This window comes from Streptomyces sp. NPDC058092 (genome assembly GCF_042884935.1).
Classification (GTDB): domain Bacteria; phylum Actinomycetota; class Actinomycetes; order Streptomycetales; family Streptomycetaceae; genus Streptomyces.
In genome coordinates this window covers 104,766-129,886 of the sequence record NZ_JBHVSY010000011.1, presented here as the reverse complement: position 1 = coordinate 129,886, position 25,121 = coordinate 104,766, and the positions used below count along the sequence as shown (strand labels likewise).

Here is a 25,121-nt window from a genome sequence, read left to right as displayed (position 1 = left end):
CCCTCTCGGTCACAGAGTTGACGCGCGGCGAATCGCACAGCAATTCTCAGTAAAATCGGCAACAGTCGCAGCTGCGACAAGACCGACATCTCCCCCCCATGAGGACTGGTCACGTGAAGGCTCTCGTACTATCCGGAGGGGCCGGCACCCGCCTGCGTCCCATCACACACACTTCGGCCAAGCAACTGGTGCCCGTGGCGAACAAGCCCGTGCTGTTCTACGGGCTGGAAGCCATCGCGGAAGCGGGGATCACCGAGGTCGGCATCATCGTGGGCGACACCGCCCCGGAGATCCGCGAGGCCGTCGGCGACGGCTCCGGGCTCGGCATCGAGGTCACCTACATCCCGCAGGACGAGCCGCTCGGCCTCGCCCACGCGGTACTGATCGCCCGTGACTTCCTGGGGGACGACGACTTCGTCATGTACCTCGGCGACAACTTCATCGTCGGTGGGATCACCGGTCTGGTGGAGGAGTTCCGCACGGACAGGCCCGATGCGCAGATCCTGCTGACCCAGGTGCCCAACCCCACCTCCTTCGGTGTCGCGGAGCTCGACGCCGACGGCCGGGTGGCCGCGCTGGAGGAGAAGCCGAAGGAGCCCAAGAGCGATCTGGCGCTCGTCGGTGTCTATCTCTTCACCCCGGCCATCCACGAGGCCGTCCGCTCGATCGAGCCCTCCTGGCGCGGCGAGCTGGAGATCACCCACGCCATCCAGTGGCTGATCGACCAGAAGCGCGACGTGCGCTCCACCACGATCCGCGGGTACTGGAAGGACACCGGCAATGTCACCGACATGCTGGAGGTCAACCGGACCGTCCTGGAGACCATCGAGCCGTCCCACGAGGAGGCCGACGTCGACGAGGAGAGCGAGATCATCGGCCGGGTGCGGATCGAGGCGGGCGCCAAGGTCAGCGGCAGCCGCATCGTCGGACCCGTGATCATCGGCGCCCGTTCGGTGATCAGCGGCGCGTACGTCGGCCCGTTCACCTCGGTCTCGGAGGACTGCCGGATCGAGGACAGCGAGATCGAGTACTCCATCGTCCTGAGGGGAGCCTCCGTCGCCGGTGTCCGCCGCGTGGAGGCGTCGCTCATCGGCCGTGACGTCGAAGTGACCCCCGCACCCCGTTCCCCGTCCGCCCACCGACTCGTGCTCGGCGACCACAGCAAGGTGCAGATCTCTTCATGACCACGAACATTCTGGTGACCGGCGGCGCCGGCTTCATCGGCTCGCACTACGTCCGCACGGTGCTCGGCCCCGAGGGCCCCGGTGACATCGCCGTCACCGTGCTCGACAAGCTCACCTACGCGGGGAACCCGGCCAACCTCGACGAGGTGCGCGACCACCCCGGCTTCGCGTTCGTGCAGGGCGACATCTGCGACACCGAGCTGGTCGCCCAGCTGTTGGCCGAGCACGACCAAGTGGTGCACTTTGCTGCCGAGTCCCATGTGGACCGCTCCATCGACGGCGGCGCCGAATTCGTCCGTACGAACGTCGTGGGCACCCACACCCTGATCCACGCCGCGCACCTGGCCGGCATCAAGACCTTCGTGCACATCTCCACCGACGAGGTCTACGGCTCCGTCGACGAGGGCTCCTGGCCCGAGACCGACCCGCTCGCGCCCAACTCGCCGTACTCCGCGGCCAAGGCGTCCAGCGACCTGATCGCGCTCTCGTACCACCGCACCCACGGCCTCGACGTGCGGGTGACCCGCTGCTCCAACAACTACGGGCACCACCACTTCCCCGAGAAGGTCATCCCGCTCTTCGTCACCAACCTGCTGGACGGCAAGACCGTCCCGCTGTACGGCGACGGCGCCAACGTCCGCGACTGGCTCCACATCGACGACCACGTCCAGGGCATCGAACTCGTCCGTACGAAGGGCCGGGCCGGCGAGGTCTACAACATCGGCGGCGGCACCGAGCTCTCCAACAAGGAGCTCACCGGCCTGCTGCTGGACGCCTGCGGAGCCGACTGGGACACCAGCGTCACCTACGTCGAGGACCGCAAGGGCCACGACCGCCGCTACTCCGTCGACTGCACCAAGATCCGCGAGGAGCTCGGCTACGAGCCCCGCAAGGACTTCCGCACCGGCCTCGCCGAGACCGTGCAGTGGTACCGCGACAACCGCGCCTGGTGGGAGCCGCTGAAGGACCGGGCCGCCCTGTGAGCGCCGTCTGGCTGGTCACCGGAGCCGCCGGGATGCTGGGCCGGGACGTCCTGGCCCGGCTCGCCGGTGAGGACGTCACCGTGGTCGCCGCGGACCGCGCGGCCATGGACATCGCGGACCCCGATTCGGTGCGCGCCGGCTTCGACGAGCACCGCCCCGCCGTCGTGGTGAACTGCGCCGCCTGGACCGCCGTCGACGACGCCGAGTCCCAGGAGGAGGCCGCGCTGCGGGTCAACGGCACGGGCCCCGGGGTCCTCGCCGCGGCCTGCCGCGAACACGGTGCCGTCCTCCTCCAGGTCTCCACCGACTACGTCTTCGCCGGGGACGGCGAGAAGCCCTACGCCGAGGACGGCCCCACCGGACCGCGCGGCGCCTACGGCCGCACCAAACTGGCCGGCGAGCGGGCCGTGCTGGACGCCCTGCCGGACACGGGCTACGTGGTCCGCACCGCCTGGCTGTACGGCGCGGGCGGCGGAAACTTCGTCCGTACGATGATCAAGCTGGAGGGCGTCAAGGACACCCTCGACGTGGTGGACGACCAGCGCGGACAGCCCACCTGGACCGTCGATCTGGCGGACCGCCTCGTCCGGCTCGGACAGGCCGCCCTCGCGGGCACCGCCCCCGCGGGCGTCTACCACGGCACCAGCGGCGGCGAGACGACCTGGTTCGGCCTCACCCGGGAGATCTTCCGGCTGCTCGGCACCGACCCGGCACGCGTCCGCCCCACGACCAGCGAGGCCTTCGTACGGCCGGCTCCCCGGCCCGCCTTCAGCGTGCTCGGGCACGATCGCTGGGCGGCGGCCGGGATCGAACCGATCCAGGACTGGCGGGCGGCGCTGGACGAGGCATTTCCGGCACTTCTCGCAGCAGAGCGGCCGTGATCACCAAATGATCGTATCGATGGCCAAATCTCGTCGAATTCAAAAGTTCCGAACAACAAAGGTTTACCTGGCGGAGAACGCTTACATCACAGTGCGGTCATGAGGTAACTTCGCCGGGGACCAGACCAGTTGGTTTCCTCCGAAGGGCTGCTCCACGTGAACCGCCATGACTTTCTGCGTCATTTGCACCGCGTCTACCGTCCTCGGAACTATCTGGAGATCGGGGTCAACGACGGCAGGAGCCTGGCCCTCTCACGAGTGCCGTCCGTCGCCGTCGACCCCGCCTTCCGCGTCGTGACGGACATCAGCTGCGACGTCCACCTGGTCAGGGCGACGAGCGACGCCTTCTTCGCCCGCAAGGACCCGCTGCTGCACCTGCGCAACGGCCGCAACCCGTTCCGCGCCCTGGCCCGCCGTGATCCGCTCAACGTGATCGGCGGGGACCCGAAGCTGGAGCTCGCCTTCATCGACGGCATGCACCTCTTCGAGTACGCCCTGCGCGACTTCATGAACGTCGAGAAGCACGCCCGCTGGTCGAGCGTGATCGTGCTGGACGACATGCTGCCGCGCGATGTCGACGAAGCGGCCCGCGACCGGCACACCAAGTTCTGGACCGGTGACGTGTACAAGGTGGTGCAGGTGCTGCGCCGCTACCGTCCCGACCTGGTGGTCGTCGAGGTGGACACGGAACCGACCGGTGTGGTCGCCGTGTTCGGAGCCAACCCGGAGAGCAACATCCTGAAGAACGCGTACGACGAGATCATCGAGGAGTACGTCGTACCCGATCCGCAGGATGTGCCCGACGAGGTGCTGGTGCGGAAGCACGCCGTCCAGCCGGAGGCACTGCTCGGCGCCGACTTCTGGCCGGCCCTTGCCCGCGCCCGCAACCTGCGCCGTCCGCGCTCGGCGTTCGCGCCCCTGCGGCGGCGCGTCGAGGCCGTGACGGGCTGACTTTTCCGCGGCCGGGCTCGATCGACGGTCCGGGACGAGCCCGACCGTCCCGGACCAGCAAGAAGCCCCCGTGGTCCGTAACGGACCACGGGGGCTTCGGCGTTCCCGCCCGGGCTCAGCCGCGGGCGCGCAGCTCGGCGTAGTACGCCTGGCAGGCCTCGTACGACGGCAGCAGGCCCTGCTCCTCGGCCTCGGCCAGCGAGGGGGCCGCGGCGTCCTTGTCGGACAGCAGCGGGGTGATCCCCTCCGGCCACTCGATGCCCAGCCCGGGGTCGAGCGGGTCGATGCCGTGCTCGCGGCCGGGCGCGTAGCCCTCGGAGCACAGGTAGACGACCGACGCGTCGTCCGTCAGGGCCATGAAGGCGTGGCCCAGACCCTCGGCGAGATAGACGGCGTGATGGTCCACGTCGTCGAGCCGGACGGCCTCCCACCGCTTGTACGTGGGGGAGCCCACCCGGATGTCCACGATGACGTCGAGCACCGCGCCGCGTACGCACTTGACGTACTTGGCCTGGCTCGGCGGCACATCGGCGAAATGGACACCGCGCAGGGTTCCCCGGCTGGAGATGGAGAAGTTGGCCTGCGCGAGCTGCAGCGTGTGTCCGACGGCGTCGCTGAGCTCGGACGCCTTGAACCACTCGTGGAAGCTGCCGCGGCTGTCCGGGAAGACCTTGGGCTCATGCACCCAGGCGCCCGCGATGGAGAGCTGCCGCATGCGATCACGTCCTTGTTCGGTGTGTTTGGTGCTGGTGTTGTTGGTGGGCCGTCTCGTCGGTGGAGACGGTGGATCTTGCGGGTGTGGATCAGCCGGTGAGCCGGCCGGCGAGGCGGCGCGCCCGCTTACGGCCCTGCGCGGGGAGCCTGCGCACGATGGGCCCGCCGACGGTGCGCAGCGCCCGGCGCAGAGTCGCCTTACGGCGTTGCGCGACCATGCCGGCCGTGATCGTGCCCGCGGCCTCCGGCAGCGTCGGATCCAGCTGGATCCGGCCACGCCTGCCGACGGTGACGTCGCAGAGGCTCAGCGCGGGGCCCTTCTCGCCGTCCAGCCGGACGGAGAGCTTCCAGGCGCCCGCTGTGACGCCGGGGGCGCGGCTCGGCACCTTGAGATGGGCCCGGCCCGCCACCGGGTACAGCACGGTACGCACCGTGTGCCCGGCCGAGCCGGTTCCCTCGGCCGGGCTCAGGTCCAGCTGGGCGTCGGATGCGACGGTGGTGGTGGACGTGAACAGGTCCAGCCGGAGTTCCGGCCGACGGCCCGCCGTCCGCAACACGGGACGGCCGTCCAGGTAGGTGGCGAGCTTCTTGCTGCGGCGGGCCACATCGAGCGTGAGGTTGCCGTGCGGTTCGGTGAAGTACGGGATGACGCCACGGGCCGGCGAGCCGAGTGACGCGGGCAGGCAGGCGGTGTCCACCTCGGGGGCGCGGTCGGCGCCCAGCCTCGCCTTGCGGACCAGGCCCAGGCCGCGCAGCGGCACCCAGACGTCCCAGAAGCCGCGGGAGACCCGGCTGCGGCCCTTGACCGCCTCCGAGGACACATGACCGCTGCCGCGCAGGACGATCTCGCAGGCTCCGTCGCCGAGGTCATCGGTCTGTGCGGTGAACTTCGCGGGACAGGGCCACTCGACGGCCGTCTCGCGATTGCGCAGCGACAGTTCGGCGGAGAACCCGTCGATGTCGTCGGTGACGTCCAGGAGTTCGTCCGCCGCCAGCAGCCCGCCACCGGTGTCCGGGTGCAGGAAGTACCGGCCGTCCCGGCGCAGCAGCTTCACCGGCTCCTCGTCGTCGCCCTGGACCAGCCGGGCGGACACGGTGAGAGCGACGCGGCCGTCCGGCTGCCAGGCGAACTCCTCCAGACGGGCCGACGCCTTGACGGACCCGGCGAACCGGGCGATCCGGAGCAGACCCTCCCGGTCATCCCTGCGCAGGAGCGTGGAGCGGATCCGCAGCAGCGGGCCGAGGCCGTCGTGCACCCCGTCGCCCATGAAGTCGATGGCCAGCGGCCTGATCGCGTCGCACATCTCCTGGAAGAACTCGGGCTGGTACTTCACCACCGCGGGCTCGCTGAGCCGGCTCAGCATCTCGACGCGGTAGAAGCGGCGGAGCAGCAGATCCCGGAACTCGCCCGGCTCGGTGTTGTCCATCACGACGTCCAGGACTTCGCGGAGGTTCCCGTAGTACTGGGCGGGGACGATCCTGGTGGATCCCGCGTTCTTGCCGTCGTCGCGCCGGGAGTAGAAGTAGCAGGTGTAGGTGCCGAGGATCGAGACGACCTCGGCGGGGAAGTACGCCTGCATCATGTAGAGCTGGTCCTCGAGGCGGCGCTTGCCCTCGGGGTAGGCGATGCCGTTCTCGCGGAGGAACTCCGTACGGAACATCTTGTGCGGGGTGAGGCTGTCGTACAGGGGCGCGTCGCGCAGGTTGCACTTCTCGCGGTTCTTCTTGAACACGCCGTGCGGGACACCGCGGAAGTTGCTGGCCACCTTGCCGATGACGATGTCGGAGCCGTTGCGGTGCCCCATCTCGTACAGCCGGCGCAGGGCGTCGGAGGCGAGATGGTCGTCCTGGTCGACGAACTGGACGTACTCGCCCTTCGCCTCGTCCACACCGATGTTGCGGGGCTTTCCGGGCCAGCCGGAATTCGGGATGGTGATGACACGGAAATGCGAGTGTTCCACGGCCAGCTCTTCGAGCCGTTCGCGAGTGTCGTCAGTCGAGCCATCGTTGACGAAGAGAACTTCGAACTCCCCTGCAGGGAGGGTCTGTCGCAGCAGCGAGTCGATGCAGGGGTCGATGTACTTGCCTGGGTTGTATACAGGAATGACGACACTTACTTTGACTGGCATCTCTGCTGTCCCATGTCTGGTAGAGGTCCTTCTGGCCGGCGGCGGGTGTGGGGCCTGCGCTGCTGAAAAGGGGGCATAGGAAGCCGCCCGCCGTGCACCCTATCGGCTGTTAGATGACCGAGACGCCTCGATGGTTCCTCCGGTGCGGGCACAGTGATTCTGCCGACAGTGAGCGGATGCCGTCGGGAGATCCGCAGGGTTGCCTCGATAGATGCGGGTGGTCGCACAACGGGTGGTCGCGCAAAGAGCCGAGTGCCTTGATCCCGAGGCGCGGAGTCGGAAGGAGCGGCTCCGGTGGCTCGGGCCCGGCGGCTCGGGCCCGGAGGCTCGCGTCCACGGGGCGGAACGCACAGGCGCCCGTCCCGCCGCTCGCGTAGATTGCGGGGACCGGGCGGAGGCCGAATCATTGGGGATGTACGTGTCAGGGGCAAGGCAGGGCGTCGCAGAGGCCCGCAGGATCGTGGTCAAGGTCGGTTCCTCATCTCTCACCACCGCGGCCGGCGGCCTCGACGCGGATCGCGTCGACGCGCTCGTCGACGTGCTCGCCAGGGTGAGGAGCGGTGGGGAGCGCGAGATCGTGCTCGTCTCCAGCGGCGCCATCGCGGCCGGGCTCGCCCCGCTCGGGCTGCTCCGCCGGCCCAAGGACCTGGCCAGGCAGCAGGCCGCGGCCAGCGTCGGCCAGGGGCTGCTCGTCGCCCGTTACACCGCCTCCTTCGCCCGGTACGGCGTGCGCGTCGGCCAGGTGCTGCTCACCAGCAACGACACCAGCCGCCGCGCCCACTACCGCAACGCCTACCGCACCCTCGACCAGCTCCTGGACATGGGCGCGCTCCCGATCGTCAACGAGAACGACACCGTCGCCACCGACGAGATCCGGTTCGGCGACAACGACCGGCTCGCCGCGCTCGTCGCCCATCTCGTCCGTGCCGATCTCCTGGTCCTCCTCTCGGACGTGGACGGGCTGTACGACGGCGACCCGAGCACCCCGGGCAGCTCACGGGTCGCCGAAGTGGCCGGGCCCGAGGACCTCGCGGGTGTCACCATCGGCAGCGCGGGGAAGGCGGGTGTCGGCACCGGCGGCATGGTCACCAAGGTCGAGGCCGCCCGGATCGCCACGGCCGCCGGAGTCCCCGTCGTCCTCACCTCGGCGAGCCGGGCCGCCGACGCCCTGGCCGGACGAGACACCGGTACGTACTTCCACCGCACCGGACGACGGTCGGCGGACCGGCTGCTCTGGCTCGCCCACGCTTCCACTCCGCAGGGCTCGCTGACCCTCGACAACGGGGCCGTAGAGGCGGTCGTCGAACGGCACAGCTCGCTGCTGCCCGCCGGAATCGCCGCGGTCGAGGGCGAGTTCACCGCGGGCGACCCGGTGGAACTGCGCGACCTCGAAGGCCGCCCCGTGGCCCGCGGACTCGTCAACTTCGACGCCAAGGAGATCCCGCAGCTGCTCGGCCGCTCCACCCGCGACCTGGCGCGCGAACTCGGTCCGGCATATGAGCGCGAGGTCGTACACAGGGACGATCTCGTCGTCCTGCACCCCCGACAGACACCCTGAAACGGCTGAAAGTCCAGCCTCAGGGCGGGGACCTTCGTGAAAACCGCCCCATCCTCGGCCGCGGACTGGTCAACTTTGTCACGGGGGGCACAGCGGGGTACAGCACAGCAAACGCATTCACAGGAGGCCGCCGGTGAGACGAGCGCGCCCGGGGGCGCCGCCCCGAGGAACGGGTGGCCGGGCCCTGACCAGTGTCGGAGCAGGTGTCGGTTTCGACGAGAGACGGTCCGACGAGAGACGGTCCCCGGACCGTGCGGACGACCGGACCACGCGGTCCGAGCCGGCCGGGGCGGAGGAGGAACGCACTCCGTCGAGACTCTGGCACATCACGCTCAGTGTCTCGGGCGCCGCGATCCCGCTGACGGAGGTCAGACGCGGGCTCGAACAGCTCGCGCACGACCATCCCTTCCTGCTGACCAGCCGGTACGCCAACGACCACGCGGAGATCCGCTACTGGGAAGAGGCCCGCGATCTGCACGACGCGGCGGCCGTCGCACTGCGGCTCTGGGGAGAGCACCGGTCCACCGCCAGGCTTCCGCCCTGGGAGATCGTCGGCCTGGAGGTCATCGACCGCGAGACGTACCACCAGCGCGTCGCCGAGGGATACGGACCGCCCCCGGCCGCCCCGGTCGGCGTCCACCCCTACTGAGCACGGCGACGTCTCCGGGGCGGTCGTCTCCGGGGTGGTTGTCTTGAGGGTGGTCGTCCCGTGCCGCGGAGCAGTCCCGGGGGCGGTTCCGGGGCGGCTGTCCCGCATCTCGGAAACGGCCTCGGGGCAGTTGTCTCGCATCACGGGATACGTGAGGGATGCCCGCAGTGTGCGCACTACTCTGCGGGCATGACCACGTTCTCGCCGTACGACAACATGTCCCCGGTCGCCCAGGCCGCCTACCGGGCACGCTCCGCCGCCGCCGACCTCGCGCCGCTGCCGCGCGCGGCGAAGGACGATGCGCTGCTGGCGATCGCGGACGCGCTGGAGGTGCGGACGAGCGAGATCGTCGCGGCCAACGCCGAGGACGTCGCCCGTGCCCGCGAGGCCGGGACCAGCGAGTCGATCGTCGACCGGCTCACCCTCACCCCGGAGCGGATCCGCGCCATCGCCGCCGACGTGCGGGACGTGGCGGCGCTGCCCGACCCGGTCGGCGAGGTCGTCCGCGGCTCGACCCTGCCCAACGGCATCGATCTCCGGCAGGTCCGGGTGCCGCTCGGCGTCGTCGGGATCATCTACGAGGCCCGGCCCAATGTGACGGTCGACGCCGCGGCCCTCTGCCTGAAGTCGGGCAACGCAGTCCTGCTGCGTGGCTCGTCCTCCGCGTACGCCTCGAATGTCGCGCTGGTGCGGGTGCTCCGGGACGCCGTCGGAGGCTCCGGTCTTCCGGCCGACGCGGTGCAGTTGGTGCCGGGCGAGAACCGCGACTCGGTGCGGGAACTGATGCGGGCCCGCGGCCTCGTCGACGTCCTCATTCCGCGCGGCGGCGCCTCGCTGATCCGCACGGTGGTCGAGGAGTCCACCGTTCCGGTCATCGAGACCGGCACCGGCAACTGCCATGTGTATGTGGACGCGCAGACCGACCTCGACATGGCCGTCGACATCCTGATCAACTCCAAGGCGCAGCGTCCCAGCGTCTGCAACGCCGCAGAGACGCTCCTGGTCCACAAGGACGTCGCCGCGGACTTCCTGCCGCGCGCCCTGGAGGCGCTGGCCGACGCCGGGGTGACCGTGCACGGTGACGAGCGGGTCCTCGAATACGCCGAAGGGTCCAAGGCCACCGTGGTGGCGGCGACGCCGGAGGACTGGGAGACCGAGTACCTCTCGTACGACATCGCCGCGGCCGTCGTGGAGTCGCTGGACGCGGCCGTCGCGCACATCCGGCTCTGGTCCTCCGGCCACACCGAGGCGATCGTGACCACCTCCCAGGCCGCGGCCCGCCGCTTCACCCAGTTGGTGGACTCCACGACGGTGGCCGTGAACGCGTCCACGCGTTTCACCGACGGCGGCCAGTTCGGCTTCGGAGCCGAGATCGGCATCTCCACCCAGAAGCTGCACGCCAGGGGTCCGATGGGGCTGCCGGAGCTCACCTCGACGAAGTACATCGTCACGGGCGACGGCCACGTGCGGTGACCGTCCACGTCCGGTGAATGTTGCCGGCTCCCTGCCCAGAACGACCCGGCGGGTCTAGTCTGGAGTGGTGTCGGACGACGTGGGGGGCAGGCCGTTCCCGGACGGCTGGGAGCCCGACGACGACCGCGGGGGCGCGGACGAGGACTTCGCCTCCGTGGTGTTCGACGAGGACTTCGTACGGGCCGCCGAGATCCATGAACCCACCGCGGTCGAGCGGCTGCTGGCCGCTGCGCAGGCGCGCGCCGAGGCCGAGGCGTCCCGGGCGCGGGCGGGCGGCGGCCCGCCGGACGACGATCTCTCTGACGAGGGATACGGGCCGGGCGGCGCATACGGCCGCGCGAGCGCCTACGACGACCCGCTGGACCCTGATGACGACGCGTACGGCACCGGCCCCTACGGGCGCCACGGCGGCGCCCTGCGCCCCTACCGGGGTGCGGCACGCTGGCACCGGCCGGTGGCCTGGCTGCTGGCCGTGCTGATGGGCATCGGAATGGTCGCGCTGGCCTTCAGCGCCGTCTACCGCAACAGCTCGGCCAACCGCCAGGATCCTGCCCCACCGCCCGCCACCACGGGCGTGGACAGCGCCCCGGGACCCGCCCCCAGCGCCATCCCTCCGGCCTCGGCCGGTTACCTCCGCCCCACGGTCTCTGCGGTCCCCCACACCGGCTGAAGCCACCGGACCGACAGCGCCCCGCGTACGCCGTGTCCCGCCCCGCGTGCGCCGCCTGCTGTCCCCGCGTCCCCCGCCCGGTTCCGAGGGCGTCCCCGCCCCGTTCCGAGGGCGTCCCGCGCATGTCCCGGGAGCTTCCGCGTACGTCCTGGGAGCGTCCCACGCGGGTCCTCAGCTCGTCCCGCGCAGGCCCTGGGGACGTCCCGCGCCCGTCCTGAGGGCGGTTCTCCGGGCTCACGGGCAACTCCCCGGTGGTTCTCCAGCGCTCGGCGTTTACCTCGGTCGTAATCGACCTACCCTGAAGGTGTGACCCCTCTCTACGAGGGGGCTTCTCACTCGTCCGTACATGCGCAGTCATGCGACGTCACGCGAACACATGACGGGCAGGACCTGTCCGAAGCCACTCGGCCGAAGCAGAGCGAAGCGTTTCGGCCCCGGTCGGTGACGTGGAGTCGGGAGAAGTCATGGCAGACCGTGGAGAACCACCAGAAAATCCGCCCGAGAACGCACCGGGCGGCGGTGAGGACGAGTACCGGTCACTCGTTTTCGACGAGTCGTTCGTACGTGCTGCACGGCTGAAGGAATTCTCCGCCAAGGAACGCATGGGGGACCACGCCCGCGCCGTACGCAGCCTCCCGTCCCGGAGCCTCCGAGCCGGCTCCAGAGCGGCCATCGCCCTGGTCCTCCTGATCGCCCTGGCCTTCGCGACGGCCGTGTACATGGGCTTCCGCCATCCCTACCAGGCGCCCGTCGGCAGAAGGGCCGAGACCCTCAGATCGACCGTCGTACCCCTGGCCCCCCGGTCCGCCGTGCCTGGCGGAACACCCGCAGATCTCCTTGCGAAGAGTGCCGCAGCGCAGTTCGCAAAAGGTGCCGCAGGCATCAACCTGCCGGCGATCCGGGCGACGGACAACTTCTCGGACAGCCAGGTGGCGGCGGCCCTGACCACGGTCAAGGACTACCTGGTGGCGTCCTCGCTCGACCCCGCCGTCCTCACCGGCCATGCGGTGCGGCCGGTGGAACAGCTGCTCGACCCCGACCAGACGGCCCAGTTCGCCCGCAGTATGAACCGGCCGGACGACGACGGACAGCATGCCCCGACCGGCTGGCTGGTGCGGTTCGACCCGGCGAAGGTGGCGCTGGCCGGTCCGGACATCCGGGTCCGGGGCACTCTGAGCTACACCGAGGCGGGGTCCGACACCCTGGAAGTGGGGTCGGACCACACCTTCACCTACACGCTCCGCCCGGCCGCCTCGGGGCCCCAACGGGCGGACGGTGCCTCGCTCTTCACCGTACGGCGCGAGTTGGTCTTCCGCTTCGACCGCGAAGACCTGCGGCTGCACCGGCTGGAGGTTCGCACCAGCTATGTCCAGGCCGGACCGCAGGCGTGCCCGACGGACACCACCGGTACGCTGCGGCCGCTGCTCGCCGGGCAGCGCGCCGTCTCCCACGGCCCTGCGGGCAGCGACCCGTACTCCACGGGCCGTCCCACGGCGGCACTGTGCGGAACGCTGGAGGTCAGCTCCCCGCAGGCCCCGGCGCAGTCCCCGGCCCATCAGGGTCCCCCGGCTCCTCCGGCCTCGCAGAGCCCGCCGAGCCGTCCGTAGCGCCGTCCTTGCCGGCCGCGCCCCCGCCCTGGCCGGTGAACTTGTCACGGAGCTTGCCGCCCAGGTCTCCGGCACCGCCCGCTATGTCGCCGACCAGCTTCATCAGCGGGTCCTTGCTGCTGCGCACCGCGTCCGCGTAATGCGTCGCGGACTCCCGGAACGAATCCGTCACCGAGGTGTCCTTGTCCTCGTCGCGCCGCGGGTAGTGGCCGTCCATGATCCGCTGGTAGTCGCGGGTCTCGGACCACTTCTTGAGCTCGGCCGCGCGCACCGTGGTGAAGGGGTGCGAACGGGGCAGCAGATTGAGGATCTTGAGCACCGAGTCGCGCAGATCGCCGCCCTTCTCGTACTCGTCGGCCTGGGCGAGGAAGGCGTCCACATTCATCTCGTGCAGATGATTGCCGCCCGCGATCTTCATCAGACCGCGCATCGAAGCCTGCAGATCCTGGCCGACGAGCAGCCCCGCCCGGTCGGCCGACAGCTCCGACTTGCGGAACCACTCTCGCAGCGCCGTAACGATCGCCATGATCGCGACATTGCCGAGCGGGATCCAGGCGACCTTCAGTGCGATATTGGTGAGGAACAGCAGGATCGTGCGGTACACGGCGTGGCCGGAGAGGGCGTGTCCCACCTCGTGGCCGATGACGGCCCGCATCTCCTCCTCGTCGAGCAGCTCCACCAGCCCCGTCGTCACCACGATGATCGGCTCGTCGAGACCGATGCACATGGCATTGGGCTGCGGATCCTGATTGACGTACATCGGCGGGACCTTCTCCAGGTCAAGGATGTAACAGGCGTCCCGCAGCATCTCGTTGAGATGGACGAACTGCGCGTCGCTCACCCGGACGGAGTCGGAGAGGAAGAGCAGTCGCAGGCTCCGCTCGGGCAGCAGACCGCTCAGTGTCTTGAAGACGGTGTCGAAACCGCTCAGCTTGCGCAGGGCTACCAGAGCCGAGCGGTCCGCCGGGTGTTCGTAGGCCCGGGACGAGATCCCTGCGAAGCGCCTGCGCTGTCTGCTCGGCACGTTCTCGCGGCTCTCGTGGCTACTTTCGGTCATGAATGGGCCCCCTGTTCGTACGAGACGTCGCTCGCCCCCTGACAAATCCCAGCGTAGGTGCTGGGGCTACGGTGTGCGGGGGGCTGTGGATAACTGAGGAGACGCCCGACATGCCGCAAACCGTTGCTCTGCTCGCCGCCGCATCCGAGGATCAGGGGCCCGGCAACACGCTCCGCATCGTGCTGCTCGCCTCGCTCGTCGGAGCCGGCCTGCTCGCCTGGTTCCTGCTCCGCGGATACCGCAACGACAACAACAACGACTGAGTCGGCGTGAGCGTGCCCGGGGCACCCGCATACGATGTGCGCGACGTCTTCCTTCCGACTTCCGATCGATAGGTCCTGCCGAAGATGAGCCTCACGAGCACCGCGCACCAGCTGGTCACCCTTGCCGCCGAGGGCGGCGAACACGGTGGCAACCACGAAAGCCTCACCCCGTATCTCACCGGAGGCGGTGCGTTCGTCGTGCTGCTGCTCCTGCTGTGGATCACCACTCGTTTCAACCGCGACCGCTGAGGCGGAGGCGTACAGCTGTGCCAGTAGGCTCTGCACGCATGGGAGAGCAGGAAGTGCCTACCGGCCACAGAAAGCGCCGAATCGGCGTGATGGGCGGGACATTTGACCCGATTCATCATGGACACCTGGTGGCGGCCAGTGAAGTGGCCGCCCAGTTCCACCTCGACGAGGTGATCTTCGTTCCGACCGGGCAGCCGTGGCAGAAGAGCCACAAAGACGTCTCCCCGGCCGAGGACCGCTATCTGATGACGGTCATCGCGACGGCGTCCAACCCCCAGTTCTCGGTCAGCCGGAGCGACATCGACCGCAGCGGGCCCACGTACACGATCGATACGCTGCGGGATCTGCGCGCGGTCCACGGCGATGCGGACCTCTTCTTCATCACCGGCGCCGACGCACTCGCCCAGATCCTCACCTGGCGGGATGCCGACGAACTCTTCTCGCTCTCCCACTTCATCGGCGTGACGCGGCCGGGGCATGTGCTCACGGACCCCGGACTGCCGGAAGGCGGGGTCTCCCTCGTGGAGGTACCCGCGCTCGCAATCTCGTCCACGGACTGCCGTCAGAGGGTCGCGCAGGGGGAGCCGGTCTGGTACTTGGTGCCGGACGGTGTGGTCCGCTACATCGACAAGCGCCAGCTGTACCGCGGCGAATGAGCCACGCAGAGGGGCACCGGTGAACGACCGACAGAACCCGTACGACCCGTACTACCAGCAGCCGCAGATCATCGGCTACGACGAGTACGGGCAGCCGGTGTACCAGCAGGCCGGACAGCAGGCGTACGACCCGTATGCGCCTCAACCGCCCCAGCAGCAGCCGTATGAGGGCGGCCAGGGGTACGGATACGACCCGTACGCCCAGGCCCAGGCCCAGCCCCAGGCCCAGCAGCCGCAGGCGTACGACCCGTATGGCTCGCAGCCGCCCCAGCAACCGCAGCCGCCTCAGCAACCGCAGCCGCCTCAGCAACCGCAGCCGCCTCAGCAACCGCAGCCGCCTCAGCAACCGCAGCCGCCTCAGCAGCAGACCTACGGCGACTACGACGGTTACGGCTACGACACCGGCCGGCAGCCTGCCGCGGTCGACACCACCCGACAGTGGAACATCCCGCAGCAGGCCTCCGCGCAGCCCTCGGCACAGCCCTCGCCTCCGCCCGCACCGGCGCCGGTCACGCAGGAGCCCCGGCCGGAGCGCGACGCCGGGGCCGGGCCGGATGTGGCCGTTCCCGGGCAGCGCCGCGCCGACTACCGCACCGAGCAGTTCTCCTTCATCGAGGAGCCCGACGAGGACTCCGAAGACGTCATCGACTGGCTGAAGTTCACCGAGAGCCGCAGTGAGCGGCGCGAGGAGGCGCGGCGCCGCGGCCGCAACCGCATGGTCGCGCTGATAGTCGTGGTGGTCCTGGTGGTGGTCGGCGGTGTGGGCTACCTCTGGTCCGCCGGAAAGATCCCCGGCCTCTCCGGTTCGGAGAAGGACAACACGGCGTCGACGGGACCGCAGCAGCGGGACGTCATCGTGGTCCATCTGCGCAGCACCAAGAAGGGCGGCACCTCCACGGCGCTGCTCGTCGACAATGTGACGACCAAACAGGGCACCACGGTCCTGCTCCCCAACTCGCTCGCGGTCTCCGACGACGAGGGCGTCACGACCACCCTCGGCAAGTCCGTCGAGGACGACGGCACCACCGGCACCCGCGATTCCATCGACACACTGCTGGGCACCAAGATCAGCGGTACGTGGCGGCTCGACACGCCCTATCTGGAGACCCTGGTCGATCTGGTCGGCAACATCGAGGCCGACACCGACACCGAGGTTCCCGACACGAAGGAGGGCGCTTCCCCCTTGGTGAAGAAGGGCGAGGCACAGACCCTGAGCGGCCGGATGGCCGTCGCGTACGCCACCTACCGGGCGCCCGGTGAGGCAGAGACGAAGCAGCTCACGCGGTTCGGGGAGGTGCTGCGGGGTGTTCTGCGGAAGATCTCGGACGATCCGAAGGCCGCCACGGTCACCGTGCAGACGCTGGCGCAGATCCTCGACCCGTCGCTCCCCGAGAAGGACCTGGGCACCTCCCTCGCGAAGCTCGCCCAGCGCGCCGAGACCGGCGACTACAAGACAGCACTGCTGCCGGTGCAGGCCGACGGCACACTCACCGAAGCGGACACCGAGAGTGTCGTCAAGGACGTCCTGGGGGGCACGGTGAAGTCGCCGTCCGCCGACGCGACGGTACGGGTCGGGGTCAAGAACGCCACCGGTGACAAGGACGGCACCGAGTCAGCCCGGATCAAGCTGGTCAACGGTGGCTATGCCTTCGTCGGCGGCGGAACGGCCGAGGCCGCGGCACTGTCCGAGGTCCTTTACAAGACCGCGGCGGACAAGGAGAAGGCGACGCAGGTCGCCAAGACCCTGGGCCTGCCGACAAGCGCGGTGAAGCAGGGCAAGCCCGCCGCGAACGCGGATGTGTCCGTCGTGCTCGGCCAGAACTACGAGATCAAATGATCGGGGCCGCGCCGCCCGGATGATGTCGATTCCACCTTCGAACGTTCGCTGTGTGGGCTGTCGGCGGTCCGTGAGACCCTAGGGGTTGATCTGACCGCCGACGAAAGCCTGCTTGTGACCGCCACGGACCGCTCCATCGAGCTCATCAACGCCGCCGCTCAGGCGGCCGCCGACCGGCTCGCGCACGACATCATTGCGTACGACGTCAGCGATGTGCTGTCGATCACGGACGCCTTCCTGCTGGCCTCGGCCCCCAACGACCGCCAGGTCAAGTCGATCGTCGACGAGATCGAGGAGCGGCTCCAGAAGGAGCTCGGCGCCAAGCCGGTACGCCGTGAGGGCGACCGCGACGCGCGCTGGATCCTCCTCGACTACGTCGACATCGTCATCCACGTCCAGCACAGCGAGGAGCGTGTCTTCTACGCGCTGGAGCGCCTCTGGAAGGACTGCCCCGAGATCGCGCTCCCCGAGGACGCTGTCAAGACCCGCGGCAAGGCCGCGGAGCACGCCCAGCTCACCGGCAGCACGGAAGGTGAGCAGAGCTGAACGGCAGCGGAAGCGGCAGGGGCCGCAGGATCGTCCTCTGGCGACATGGTCAGACGGCATGGAATCTGGAGCGCCGGTTCCAGGGCTCCACGGACATCGCGCTCACCGAGGCCGGTATCGGGCAGGCCCAGCGGGCCGCCCGGCTGCTCGCCTCGCTGAGGCCGGCAGCGATCGTCGCCTCCGATCTGCAGCGGGCGGCGGCCACGGCCGCCGAGCTCGCCGCGATCACCGGCCTCGACGTCGCGCACGACGCGGGACTGCGGGAGACCTACGCCGGTACCTGGCAGGGCCTCACGCACGAGGAGATCGTCGGGCAGTACGGCGAGCAGTACGCCGCGTGGAAGCGCGGTGAGCCCGTGCGCCGCGGTGGCGGTGAGCTGGAGACCGAGGTCGCCGACCGGGCTGCCCCGGTCGTACTCGAACACGCCGACAAGCTGCCCGACAGCGGCACGCTCGTCGTCGTCAGCCACGGCGGCACCATCCGTACCACCATCGGTCGGTTGCTGGGCCTGGAGTCGTACCACTGGGAAGGGCTCGGCGGGCTCTCCAATTGCTGCTGGTCGGTGCTGGGCGAGGGCGCGCGCGGCTGGCGCCTGCTGGAGCACAACGCCGGCACGCTGCCCGAGCCGGTACTCGGCGACGACACGTAGCGGTGACGAGGCCCAGCAGCGGCGTCATCCACCGGCGACGACACCGAGCAGTGCCCTCACCCGGCGGTGCCGGCACCTGCGACTGCCGGGAGCGGCGGAGCGGCGGGATCGCCGGGGGCTGCCCGTGGGGCGGGCCCGGACGGCGCTCGGAGGTCACCTCGGGGCGGCGGAGGCCGGATTTCACTTTCTGGCTGGTCACAGGCTAAAGTTCTTCTTGTTCGCAGCGCGGAAACGCAGGGAAACAGAGCGAACAGCGGGGCTATAGCTCAGTTGGTAGAGCGCCTGCATGGCATGCAGGAGGTCAGGAGTTCAATTCTCCTTAGCTCCACAATCAGGATCCCGTCCCCACCAGGGGGCGGGATCTTTGCGTTGCCTCTGACCGTTCTCCCTGGCTGTTCCGTTTCCCCCGGCCGTTCCCCCGCCCGCCCCTCTGACTGTGCGTCCGGTCACGCCTCCCGGCGCCGCCGCAGCGCCGCCACCTGCTCCCCGCTCTCCTCGTCGGCCGGGGTGTAGACCACGATCCGGCACTCCGGCAGCCCATTGACGGACAGCGACACCGAAGTCATCCGTATCTCGGCGGTGGCCGCCCAGTGCCGGAAGGTCTTCACCCGCGGCCCCGGCGGGGCGACATTCCCGCTGCGCCACAGCTCGGCGAAGTACGGGCTGGCGGCCGAGAGGCCTTCGATGAACGATTCCCAGGCGGGCTCGCCCGTATGCGGCCCGTAGGCTCCCCGCAGCGTCGCCACCATGATCGGCAGCTCCTGGGCCCGGTGGACGATGGGACAGGCGTCCTCGGGCACCGTGAACAGCGTCCACAGCGCATTGCGTATGCCCGTTCCCACTGTCTTGGGGATGTCGAACAGATCGCGGTAGGCGGGGTTGGTGGCCAGGATGTCGTACCTGGTGTTGTAGACCACGGAGGGGTGCGGATCGAGCGCGTCGATGATGCCCTGGATTTCCGGCCCGACCTCGATCGCGTCGGTCTGTCTGCCGGGGGCGTAGGCCACCTCTGCCAGGTGGTAGAGATGTTCGCGCTCCGGCGTGTCCAGCCGCAGGGTGCGCGCCACGGCGTCCAGGACCTGTGGTGACGCGTTGATCGGACGGCCCTGTTCCAGCCAGGTGTACCAGGTGACACCGATGCCGGAGAGCTGGGCGACCTCCTCGCGGCGCAGGCCCGGGGTGCGGCGGCGCAGTCCGGGCGCCATGCCCACATCGGCGGGCGTCACCCGTGCCCGGCGGTTGCGCAGAAAGGCCGCGAGCTCCGGACGCCTCCGGTGCCGGGCCGGCTGATGTGTCGTCACCGATGTCACACCCCCATCGTCGTTGCCTCGTACGGGAGTTGCCAGGTGCTGTCGGTACCAGCATCAGCGGGCTCTCGTTACCCGTATCCACCCGGGGCCAGGCTCGACGCCATGACGACGACCGCCGAGACAACTCCACGTTCCGTAACCAGTAAAGACGTCACCACTGACAAACGCCCCGGGAGAATGCTCGCCCTGGTGCTCGCGGCTCAGTTCATGGCGCTGCTCGACATCTTCATCGTCAACGTCGCCGCTCCGACGATCCAGAGCGAACTCGGCGCCTCCGGAGCCGGGTTGCAGCTCATCGTGGCCGGCTACACGATCACGTACGCCGTGCTGCTCATCGCCGGCGCCAGGCTCGGCGGCCTGCTCGGACACGGCCGGGCCCATCTGGCCGGACTCGCCGTCTTCACCGCCGCCTCGCTGGCCTGCGGACTCGCGGCAGGAACCGGGCAGTTGATCACCTTCCGACTGATCCAGGGGGCGGGTGCGGCGGTGATGATTCCGCAGGTGCTCAGCCTCATTCAGCGACACTTCACCGGCGAGGCGCGGATCCGGGCGCTCGGCGCCTACAGTGCGGTGCTCGCCACCGGTGCGGCCGCCGGGCAGGTGGTCGGCGGGGTGCTGGTCAGCGCCGATCTGTTCGGCGCGGGCTGGCGGCCGGTCTTCCTGGTGAATGTGCCGATCGGGCTGGTCCTGCTGGTGCTCGGCATCCGTGTGCTGCCCGGCGAACCGCGTACGGGGGCTGCCAGGGTCCAGGCGCGGGCGCGCGGGTTCGATCTGCCGGGGCTGGTGCTGCTGGCCGCCGCCGTCACCCTGCTGACCGTCCCCCTGGTGCTCGGGCAGGAGTTGGGCTGGCCGGTCTGGACCCGGGTCTGCCTGATTGCCTCCGTGGGGTTCTTCGCCGGGTTCGCCAGCTACGAGTCACGGCTTGCCGCGCGCGGTGGTGCGCCTCTGATCGGGCTCAGGGTGCTGCGCATCCCGGGTATCGCCCGGGCGGCGCTGCGCATTCTCGTGGTGATGGCGATCAACGCCGGCTTCCTCTTCGCGATGACGCTGCACATCCAGGGCGGCCTGGGCTACTCGGCGCTGCGCACGGGGCTGATGTTCGCACCGACCGCGCTGGTATTCGGCGCGGTCGGGCTGACCTGGCGCCGGTGGCCGGCGCGGCTTCAAGGTGCCCTGGTTCCGGGCGGGTTCGCCCTGGTGGCCATCGGTTCCGTGGCCATCGGGCTGTTGATGCGCGAGGGAGGCGACGGCGGTCTCTGGCTGTATGCGGCCTCTGCGGTCATGGGCGGCGGCATAGCGCTGGGCTTCAGCCCCACCCTTACGGGGGCGTTGGCGAACGTACGTCCGGAGGATGCGGCTGATGCGAGCGGCGTACTGGTGACCGTCGCCCAGCTCGGTCAGCTGATCGGTGTCGCGACCTTCGGCACGTTCTATCTCAACCGCCTTGATACGCCAGGGGTGCACGGGCCGGGGCACGCGTTGTGGGCATGCGCTCTCGCGCTGTCGGTGGCGGCGCTGGCGGGTGTGTCGGCGGGTCTCGTGCGGCGTCGGTGACCGACCGGATATCCGCCGGGCTGACCCCCTTGCGGGGTCATGGCAGAATCGGACCGCCGGAGGGGGCGACGGACCGAACGGGAGGGAGCGCGCGATGCCTGCGAGCCGCCACGAGGTCCCGGACCTGCTCCTTGTCCCCGAACGCCGTGCCCGGACCGGTCGCCTTGCCGGTGGCCCGCTCCGCGCGGCCCACATGCTCGGCGAGAACGGCGGAATCTCCTGCGTGTGCACTGCCCGTGGCCAAAGCCGGAGCTGACTCATGGGTGCACACAGGCGGAAGTGCGACTGGTGCGGCGGCGGTACGCCCATCGTCAGGGACATGGATCCGATCAATCCGGAGTACCAGTACTGGTGCGAGGAGTGTGCGCGGGCGCTGATCATAAAGGGCGACCCGATCGAGACCTACCGGGAGCTCGAGGGGGAGCCGATCTACGGGCGGCTGCTGGAGGAGCACTGCACTCTCAAGCGCTTCTACTCCTTCGCCACCGCGTGAGGCCTGGGTGTGCCTGCTGTGTACACCCGCTGCGTGTGCCCCTGTGGACCGCTGCGTTCCGCCTGCTTCGTCGCCTGACCGAGGTGCCGCAGAATTGGTCAAATCCAGGCAGGCGGGAAACGATTTGGTGGACCGGCGGGGTCACCGGTAATGTTCTCGATGTCGCCAGGGGCAAACGGAACCGGGCGCCGCACAGCACGGGGCTATAGCTCAGTTGGTAGAGCGCCTGCATGGCATGCAGGAGGTCAGGAGTTCAATTCTCCTTAGCTCCACAGTGAAGAAATGAGAAGCGGGTCACTCTTACAGGGTGACCCGCTTCTCGTGCATGCGTGTCAACGTCAACTGCTGCGTGACCCCGTGTTGCGGCATGCCGAGCCGCTCGCCACCGGCCGGTACGGACTTTTGATCGGTTGTCCCGGTACGGAACAGAGCGGTGTCCGGAGTCCCGCTGCCCGGATGCTCCGCCGTGCGGTCGCTCCCGCCGCCCTGTCCACGGAGCGGTCGCGCCAGGACCGGCCCGGGGCCCGTGCGGTACCCTGACGCCATGCGTGCCGTACGCCTTCTGCTTAGCGAGCCGCGCTGATCAGTCCCGACCGGTGAGAATGCCTGGTCGGAATCGGCGCGGCGTCCCCTCCTGTGCGAGGGGATTTTTCGTTTCCGTAGACGCGTGTCCGTAGACGTGGGCGCCGGCAGATGACGATCGATGGAGCTTTGAGGATCATGAGCGAGACGAATTCCGCAGCCGAGACGGCTGCGCCGCACCGCTACACGGCGGCGATGGCCGCCGACATCGAGGCACGCTGGCAGGACTTCTGGGACGCCGAGGGCACGTACGAGGCGCCGAATCCGACCGGTGACCTGGCGGGCAATCCGGAACTGGCCGCCAAGCCGAAGAAATTCATCATGGACATGTTCCCGTACCCCTCGGGTGCGGGCCTGCACGTCGGTCACCCTCTGGGCTACATCGCCACCGATGTCTTCGCCCGCCACCAGCGGATGACCGGACACAACGTGCTGCACACCCTGGGCTTCGACGCCTTCGGCCTGCCCGCGGAGCAGTACGCCGTGCAGACCGGCACGCACCCGCGGGTCTCCACCGAGGCCAACATCGAGAACATGACCGCTCAGCTGCGTCGGCTGGGCCTGGGCCACGACAAGCGCCGCTCGTTCGCCACGATCGAGTCGGAGTACTACAAGTGGACCCAGTGGATCTTCCTGCAGATCTTCAACTCCTGGTACGACACCGAGGCCGACCGGGCCCGCCCGATCGACGAGCTGGTCGCACAGTTCGACAGCGGTTCGCGTCCCACTCCGGACGGCCGTGACTGGAGCGCCCTGAGCGCCGTCGAACGCGCGGACGTCCTGAGTGGGTACCGCCTGGCGTACGCCTCCGACGCGCCGGTCAACTGGTCGCCCGGCCTGGGCACCGTACTGGCCAACGAAGAGGTGACGGCCGACGGCCGATCCGAGCGCGGGAACTTCCCGGTCTTCAAGGCCAAGCTGCGCCAGTGGAACATGCGCATCACGGCCTATGCGGACCGGCTGCTGAACGACCTGGACGGGCTGGACTGGCCCGAGGCCATCAAGCTGCAGCAGCGCAACTGGATCGGGCGTTCCGAAGGCGCGCGCGTCGACTTCCCGGTCGACGGCGCGGGCGACATCACCGTCTTCACCACCCGCCAGGACACCCTGTTCGGTGCCACCTACATGGTGCTGGCGCCCGAGCACGAGCTGGTCGAGCGGATCATTCCGACGGCCTGGCCCGAGGGCACCCACCCCGTGTGGACCGGCGGACACGCGTCCCCGGCCGAGGCCGTCACCGCGTACCGCAAGCTGGCCGCCGCCAAGTCCGACGTCGAGCGGCAGGCCGAGGCCAAGGACAAGACCGGCGTCTTCACCGGCGCGTACGCGACCAACCCGGTCAGCGGCGAGAAGGTACCTGTCTTCATCGCCGACTACGTCCTGATGGGTTACGGCACCGGCGCGATCATGGCCGTGCCGGCGCACGACGCGCGCGACTTCGCCTTCGCGCGCGCCTTCGAGCTGCCGATGCGCTGTGTGGTGCAGCCGTCGGACGACCGCGGCACGGATCCCTCGGCATGGGACGACGCCTTCTCCTCGTACGAAGCGAAGCTGGTCAACTCCGCCAATGACGAGATCTCGCTGAACGGCCTGGGCGTCGTCGACGCCAAGGCGGAGATCACCGAGTGGCTGAAGGAACACGGCGTCGGCGAGGGCACCGTCAACTTCCGGCTGCGTGACTGGCTGTTCAGCCGTCAGCGCTACTGGGGCGAGCCCTTCCCGATCGTCTACGACGAGGACGGCATCGCCCACCCGCTGCCCGAGTCGATGCTGCCTCTGGAGCTGCCGGAGGTCGACGACTACTCGCCGCGCACCTTCGACTCCGAGGACGCCGACACCCAGCCCGAGACCCCGCTGTCCCGGAACGCCGACTGGGTCGACGTCACCCTGGACCTGGGCGACGGCAACGGCCCGAAGAAGTACCGCCGCGAGACCAACACCATGCCCAACTGGGCGGGCTCCTGCTGGTACGAGCTGCGCTACCTGGACCCGCACAACGACGAGAAGCTGGTCGACCCGGCGATCGAGCAGTACTGGATGGGCCCGCGCGAGGGGCAGCCGACCGGTGGCGTCGACCTGTACGTCGGCGGCGCCGAGCACGCCGTACTGCACCTGCTGTACGCGCGCTTCTGGTCCAAGGTGCTGCACGACCTGGGACACATCTCGTCCGCCGAGCCGTTCCACAAGCTGTACAACCAGGGCATGATCCAGGCGTTCGTCTACCGGGACAGCCGTGGCATCGCGGTCCCGGCGGCCGAGGTCGAGGAGCGCGACGGAAAGTTCTACTACCAGGGCGAGAAGGTCAGCCGCGTCCTGGGCAAGATGGGCAAGTCCCTGAAGAACGCCGTCACGCCGGACGAGATCTGCGCCGAGTACGGTGCGGACACGCTGCGCCTGTACGAGATGGCGATGGGCCCCCTGGACGTGTCGCGGCCGTGGGACACGCGCGCCGTCGTCGGCCAGTACCGGCTGCTGCAGCGGCTGTGGCGCAACGTCGTCGACGAGGAGACCGGCGAGGTCACCGTCGTCGACACCGAGCCGGGCGAGGAGACGCTGCGGGCGCTGCACAAGGCGATCGACGGGGCCGGCCAGGACATGGCCGGGATGCGCTTCAACACCGCCATCGCCAAGGTCACCGAGCTGAACAACCACCTGACCAAGGCGAGCGGCCCGCTGTCCCGGAGCGTCGCCGAGTCGCTGGTGCTGCTGGTGGCGCCGCTGGCGCCGCACATCGCTGAGGAGCTGTGGCACCGGCTGGGCCACACCGAGTCGGTCGTGCACCAGGACTTCCCGGCCGCCGATCCGGCGTACGTCGTGGACGAGACCGTGACCTGCGTCGTGCAGGTCAAGGGCAAGGTCAAGGCGCGTCTGGAGATCTCCCCGTCGATCACGGACGAGGAGCTGGAAGCACTGGCCCTGGCCGACCCGGCCGTGATCGCGGCGCTGGACGGCGCGGGAATCCGCAAGGTGATCGTGCGGGCGCCGAAGCTGGTCAATATCGTCCCGGCATGATGGCGGTCGTCGCCCCCGCGTGACGGTCGTCGAGCATTCGCCGGTTTTGTGCCGCGGTGTGGGGGCGTTCCCCTACGGGCAGGTTGGGGGTTCCGAGGGAACCCGCGGCCTGC

At 69.4% G+C, this 25,121-nt stretch carries 22 protein-coding genes and 2 tRNA genes; 20 read left to right on the top strand and 4 right to left on the bottom strand.

The window, feature by feature from the left end:
* The first annotated feature begins 113 nt into the window (after positions 1-113).
* From ACFVV1_RS20000 to ACFVV1_RS19985, 4 genes are all read left to right on the top strand, one after another.
* On the top strand, positions 114-1,184 hold the full coding sequence (locus ACFVV1_RS20000) for a glucose-1-phosphate thymidylyltransferase (protein WP_389990695.1): 1,071 nt from the start codon (positions 114-116) through the stop codon (positions 1,182-1,184).
* Entirely contained in the window at positions 1,181-2,167 is a 987-nt protein-coding gene (gene rfbB, locus ACFVV1_RS19995; RefSeq protein ID WP_389990693.1) for a dTDP-glucose 4,6-dehydratase, read from the top strand. Before ACFVV1_RS20000 ends, rfbB begins: the two co-directional genes overlap by 4 nt.
* Positions 2,164-3,048: a dTDP-4-dehydrorhamnose reductase gene (gene rfbD, locus ACFVV1_RS19990; RefSeq protein ID WP_389990691.1), complete on the top strand. Its 885-nt coding sequence runs from the start codon at positions 2,164-2,166 to the stop codon at positions 3,046-3,048. Before rfbB ends, rfbD begins: the two co-directional genes overlap by 4 nt.
* Before the next feature lie 156 nt (positions 3,049-3,204).
* Positions 3,205-3,999 (top strand): class I SAM-dependent methyltransferase, encoded by a 795-nt coding sequence (locus ACFVV1_RS19985; protein ID WP_389990689.1) that lies wholly within the window; start codon positions 3,205-3,207, stop codon positions 3,997-3,999.
* A 115-nt stretch (positions 4,000-4,114) separates the two neighbouring features.
* Here ACFVV1_RS19985 and ACFVV1_RS19980 read toward each other — a convergent pair whose 3' ends face one another.
* Positions 4,115-4,714, bottom strand: a complete 600-nt coding sequence (locus ACFVV1_RS19980; protein WP_389990687.1) for a dTDP-4-dehydrorhamnose 3,5-epimerase family protein — start codon at positions 4,712-4,714, stop codon at positions 4,115-4,117.
* A gap of 88 nt (positions 4,715-4,802) precedes the next feature.
* Positions 4,803-6,842: a glycosyltransferase family 2 protein gene (locus ACFVV1_RS19975; protein ID WP_389990686.1), complete on the bottom strand. Its 2,040-nt coding sequence runs from the start codon at positions 6,840-6,842 to the stop codon at positions 4,803-4,805.
* 412 nt (positions 6,843-7,254) lie between these two features.
* Between ACFVV1_RS19975 and proB the strand changes: the two genes are divergently transcribed.
* The 5 genes from proB to ACFVV1_RS19950 all read left to right on the top strand — a co-directional run bounded on the left by proB (position 7,255) and on the right by ACFVV1_RS19950 (position 12,799).
* The gene (gene proB, locus ACFVV1_RS19970) at positions 7,255-8,400 is read left to right on the top strand and encodes a glutamate 5-kinase (protein ID WP_389990684.1); all 1,146 of its coding nucleotides are present in this window, start codon (positions 7,255-7,257) and stop codon (positions 8,398-8,400) included.
* Between the two features lie 133 nt (positions 8,401-8,533).
* The gene (locus ACFVV1_RS19965) at positions 8,534-9,049 is read left to right on the top strand and encodes a hypothetical protein (RefSeq protein WP_389990683.1); all 516 of its coding nucleotides are present in this window, start codon (positions 8,534-8,536) and stop codon (positions 9,047-9,049) included.
* A 189-nt stretch (positions 9,050-9,238) separates the two neighbouring features.
* The gene (locus tag ACFVV1_RS19960) at positions 9,239-10,522 is read left to right on the top strand and encodes a glutamate-5-semialdehyde dehydrogenase (RefSeq protein ID WP_389990682.1); all 1,284 of its coding nucleotides are present in this window, start codon (positions 9,239-9,241) and stop codon (positions 10,520-10,522) included.
* A gap of 67 nt (positions 10,523-10,589) precedes the next feature.
* Positions 10,590-11,192, top strand: coding sequence for a hypothetical protein (locus ACFVV1_RS19955; RefSeq protein ID WP_389990680.1), 603 nt, complete (start codon positions 10,590-10,592; stop codon positions 11,190-11,192).
* A 464-nt stretch (positions 11,193-11,656) separates the two neighbouring features.
* Positions 11,657-12,799, top strand: coding sequence for a hypothetical protein (locus ACFVV1_RS19950; protein WP_389990678.1), 1,143 nt, complete (start codon positions 11,657-11,659; stop codon positions 12,797-12,799).
* On the opposite strand, the gene ACFVV1_RS19945 is transcribed toward ACFVV1_RS19950, so the two are convergent.
* Positions 12,711-13,856 carry a M48 family metallopeptidase gene (locus ACFVV1_RS19945; RefSeq protein WP_389990676.1) on the bottom strand — a complete coding sequence of 382 codons (1,146 nt, stop codon included), beginning with the start codon at positions 13,854-13,856 and terminating at the stop codon, positions 12,711-12,713. The two genes, ACFVV1_RS19950 and ACFVV1_RS19945, sit on opposite strands and share 89 nt — an antisense overlap.
* Before the next feature lie 110 nt (positions 13,857-13,966).
* Here ACFVV1_RS19945 and ACFVV1_RS19940 point away from each other — a divergent pair, with 110 nt between their 5' ends.
* The 7 genes from ACFVV1_RS19940 to ACFVV1_RS19910 all read left to right on the top strand — a co-directional run bounded on the left by ACFVV1_RS19940 (position 13,967) and on the right by ACFVV1_RS19910 (position 18,385).
* Positions 13,967-14,119, top strand: a complete 153-nt coding sequence (locus tag ACFVV1_RS19940; protein WP_389990674.1) for a hypothetical protein — start codon at positions 13,967-13,969, stop codon at positions 14,117-14,119.
* A gap of 84 nt (positions 14,120-14,203) precedes the next feature.
* A complete protein-coding gene (locus tag ACFVV1_RS19935) occupies positions 14,204-14,368 on the top strand; it encodes a hypothetical protein (protein ID WP_389990672.1) in 165 nt (54 codons plus the stop codon).
* A gap of 38 nt (positions 14,369-14,406) precedes the next feature.
* Positions 14,407-15,024, top strand: a complete 618-nt coding sequence (gene nadD / locus ACFVV1_RS19930) for a nicotinate-nucleotide adenylyltransferase (protein WP_389990670.1) — start codon at positions 14,407-14,409, stop codon at positions 15,022-15,024.
* A gap of 19 nt (positions 15,025-15,043) precedes the next feature.
* On the top strand, positions 15,044-16,861 hold the full coding sequence (locus tag ACFVV1_RS19925) for an LCP family protein (protein ID WP_389990668.1): 1,818 nt from the start codon (positions 15,044-15,046) through the stop codon (positions 16,859-16,861).
* Positions 16,862-16,975: 114 nt separating this feature from the next.
* The gene (rsfS, locus tag ACFVV1_RS19920; protein WP_266361561.1) at positions 16,976-17,407 is read left to right on the top strand and encodes a ribosome silencing factor; all 432 of its coding nucleotides are present in this window, start codon (positions 16,976-16,978) and stop codon (positions 17,405-17,407) included.
* On the top strand, positions 17,404-18,057 hold the full coding sequence (locus tag ACFVV1_RS19915; protein ID WP_389990929.1) for a histidine phosphatase family protein: 654 nt from the start codon (positions 17,404-17,406) through the stop codon (positions 18,055-18,057). Before rsfS ends, ACFVV1_RS19915 begins: the two co-directional genes overlap by 4 nt.
* 255 nt (positions 18,058-18,312) lie before the next feature.
* Positions 18,313-18,385, top strand: a tRNA-Ala gene (locus ACFVV1_RS19910).
* Between the two features lie 118 nt (positions 18,386-18,503).
* Here ACFVV1_RS19910 and ACFVV1_RS19905 read toward each other — a convergent pair.
* Positions 18,504-19,367, bottom strand: a complete 864-nt coding sequence (locus tag ACFVV1_RS19905; RefSeq protein WP_389990666.1) for a helix-turn-helix transcriptional regulator — start codon at positions 19,365-19,367, stop codon at positions 18,504-18,506.
* 102 nt (positions 19,368-19,469) lie between these two features.
* Between ACFVV1_RS19905 and ACFVV1_RS19900 the strand changes: the two genes are divergently transcribed.
* The 4 genes from ACFVV1_RS19900 to leuS all read left to right on the top strand — a co-directional run bounded on the left by ACFVV1_RS19900 (position 19,470) and on the right by leuS (position 25,008).
* Positions 19,470-20,921: an MFS transporter gene (locus tag ACFVV1_RS19900; RefSeq protein WP_389990664.1), complete on the top strand. Its 1,452-nt coding sequence runs from the start codon at positions 19,470-19,472 to the stop codon at positions 20,919-20,921.
* Positions 20,922-21,180: 259 nt separating this feature from the next.
* On the top strand, positions 21,181-21,414 hold the full coding sequence (locus tag ACFVV1_RS19895; protein ID WP_215096040.1) for a hypothetical protein: 234 nt from the start codon (positions 21,181-21,183) through the stop codon (positions 21,412-21,414).
* 199 nt (positions 21,415-21,613) lie between these two features.
* A tRNA-Ala gene (locus ACFVV1_RS19890) sits at positions 21,614-21,686 on the top strand.
* A 448-nt stretch (positions 21,687-22,134) separates the two neighbouring features.
* Positions 22,135-25,008, top strand: coding sequence for a leucine--tRNA ligase (gene leuS, locus ACFVV1_RS19885; protein WP_389990661.1), 2,874 nt, complete (start codon positions 22,135-22,137; stop codon positions 25,006-25,008).
* The last annotated feature ends 113 nt before the right edge of the window (positions 25,009-25,121 follow it).

Bases quoted from the DNA above. Each gene is read 5' to 3' on its own strand.
- rfbB (WP_389990693.1), top strand. From the start codon at position 1,181: ATGACCACGAACATTCTGGTGACCGGCGGCGCCGGCTTCATCGGCTCG.
- ACFVV1_RS19980 (WP_389990687.1), bottom strand. From the start codon at position 4,714: ATGCGGCAGCTCTCCATCGCGGGCGCCTGGGTGCATGAGCCCAAGGTC.
- ACFVV1_RS19975 (WP_389990686.1), bottom strand. From the start codon at position 6,842: ATGCCAGTCAAAGTAAGTGTCGTCATTCCTGTATACAACCCAGGCAAG.
- proB (WP_389990684.1), top strand. From the start codon at position 7,255: ATGTACGTGTCAGGGGCAAGGCAGGGCGTCGCAGAGGCCCGCAGGATC.
- ACFVV1_RS19960 (WP_389990682.1), top strand. From the start codon at position 9,239: ATGACCACGTTCTCGCCGTACGACAACATGTCCCCGGTCGCCCAGGCC.
- ACFVV1_RS19950 (WP_389990678.1), top strand. From the start codon at position 11,657: ATGGCAGACCGTGGAGAACCACCAGAAAATCCGCCCGAGAACGCACCG.
- ACFVV1_RS19945 (WP_389990676.1), bottom strand. From the start codon at position 13,856: ATGACCGAAAGTAGCCACGAGAGCCGCGAGAACGTGCCGAGCAGACAG.
- ACFVV1_RS19940 (WP_389990674.1), top strand. From the start codon at position 13,967: ATGCCGCAAACCGTTGCTCTGCTCGCCGCCGCATCCGAGGATCAGGGG.
- ACFVV1_RS19935 (WP_389990672.1), top strand. From the start codon at position 14,204: ATGAGCCTCACGAGCACCGCGCACCAGCTGGTCACCCTTGCCGCCGAG.
- nadD (WP_389990670.1), top strand. From the start codon at position 14,407: ATGGGAGAGCAGGAAGTGCCTACCGGCCACAGAAAGCGCCGAATCGGC.
- ACFVV1_RS19900 (WP_389990664.1), top strand. From the start codon at position 19,470: ATGACGACGACCGCCGAGACAACTCCACGTTCCGTAACCAGTAAAGAC.
- ACFVV1_RS19895 (WP_215096040.1), top strand. From the start codon at position 21,181: ATGGGTGCACACAGGCGGAAGTGCGACTGGTGCGGCGGCGGTACGCCC.
- leuS (WP_389990661.1), top strand. From the start codon at position 22,135: ATGAGCGAGACGAATTCCGCAGCCGAGACGGCTGCGCCGCACCGCTAC.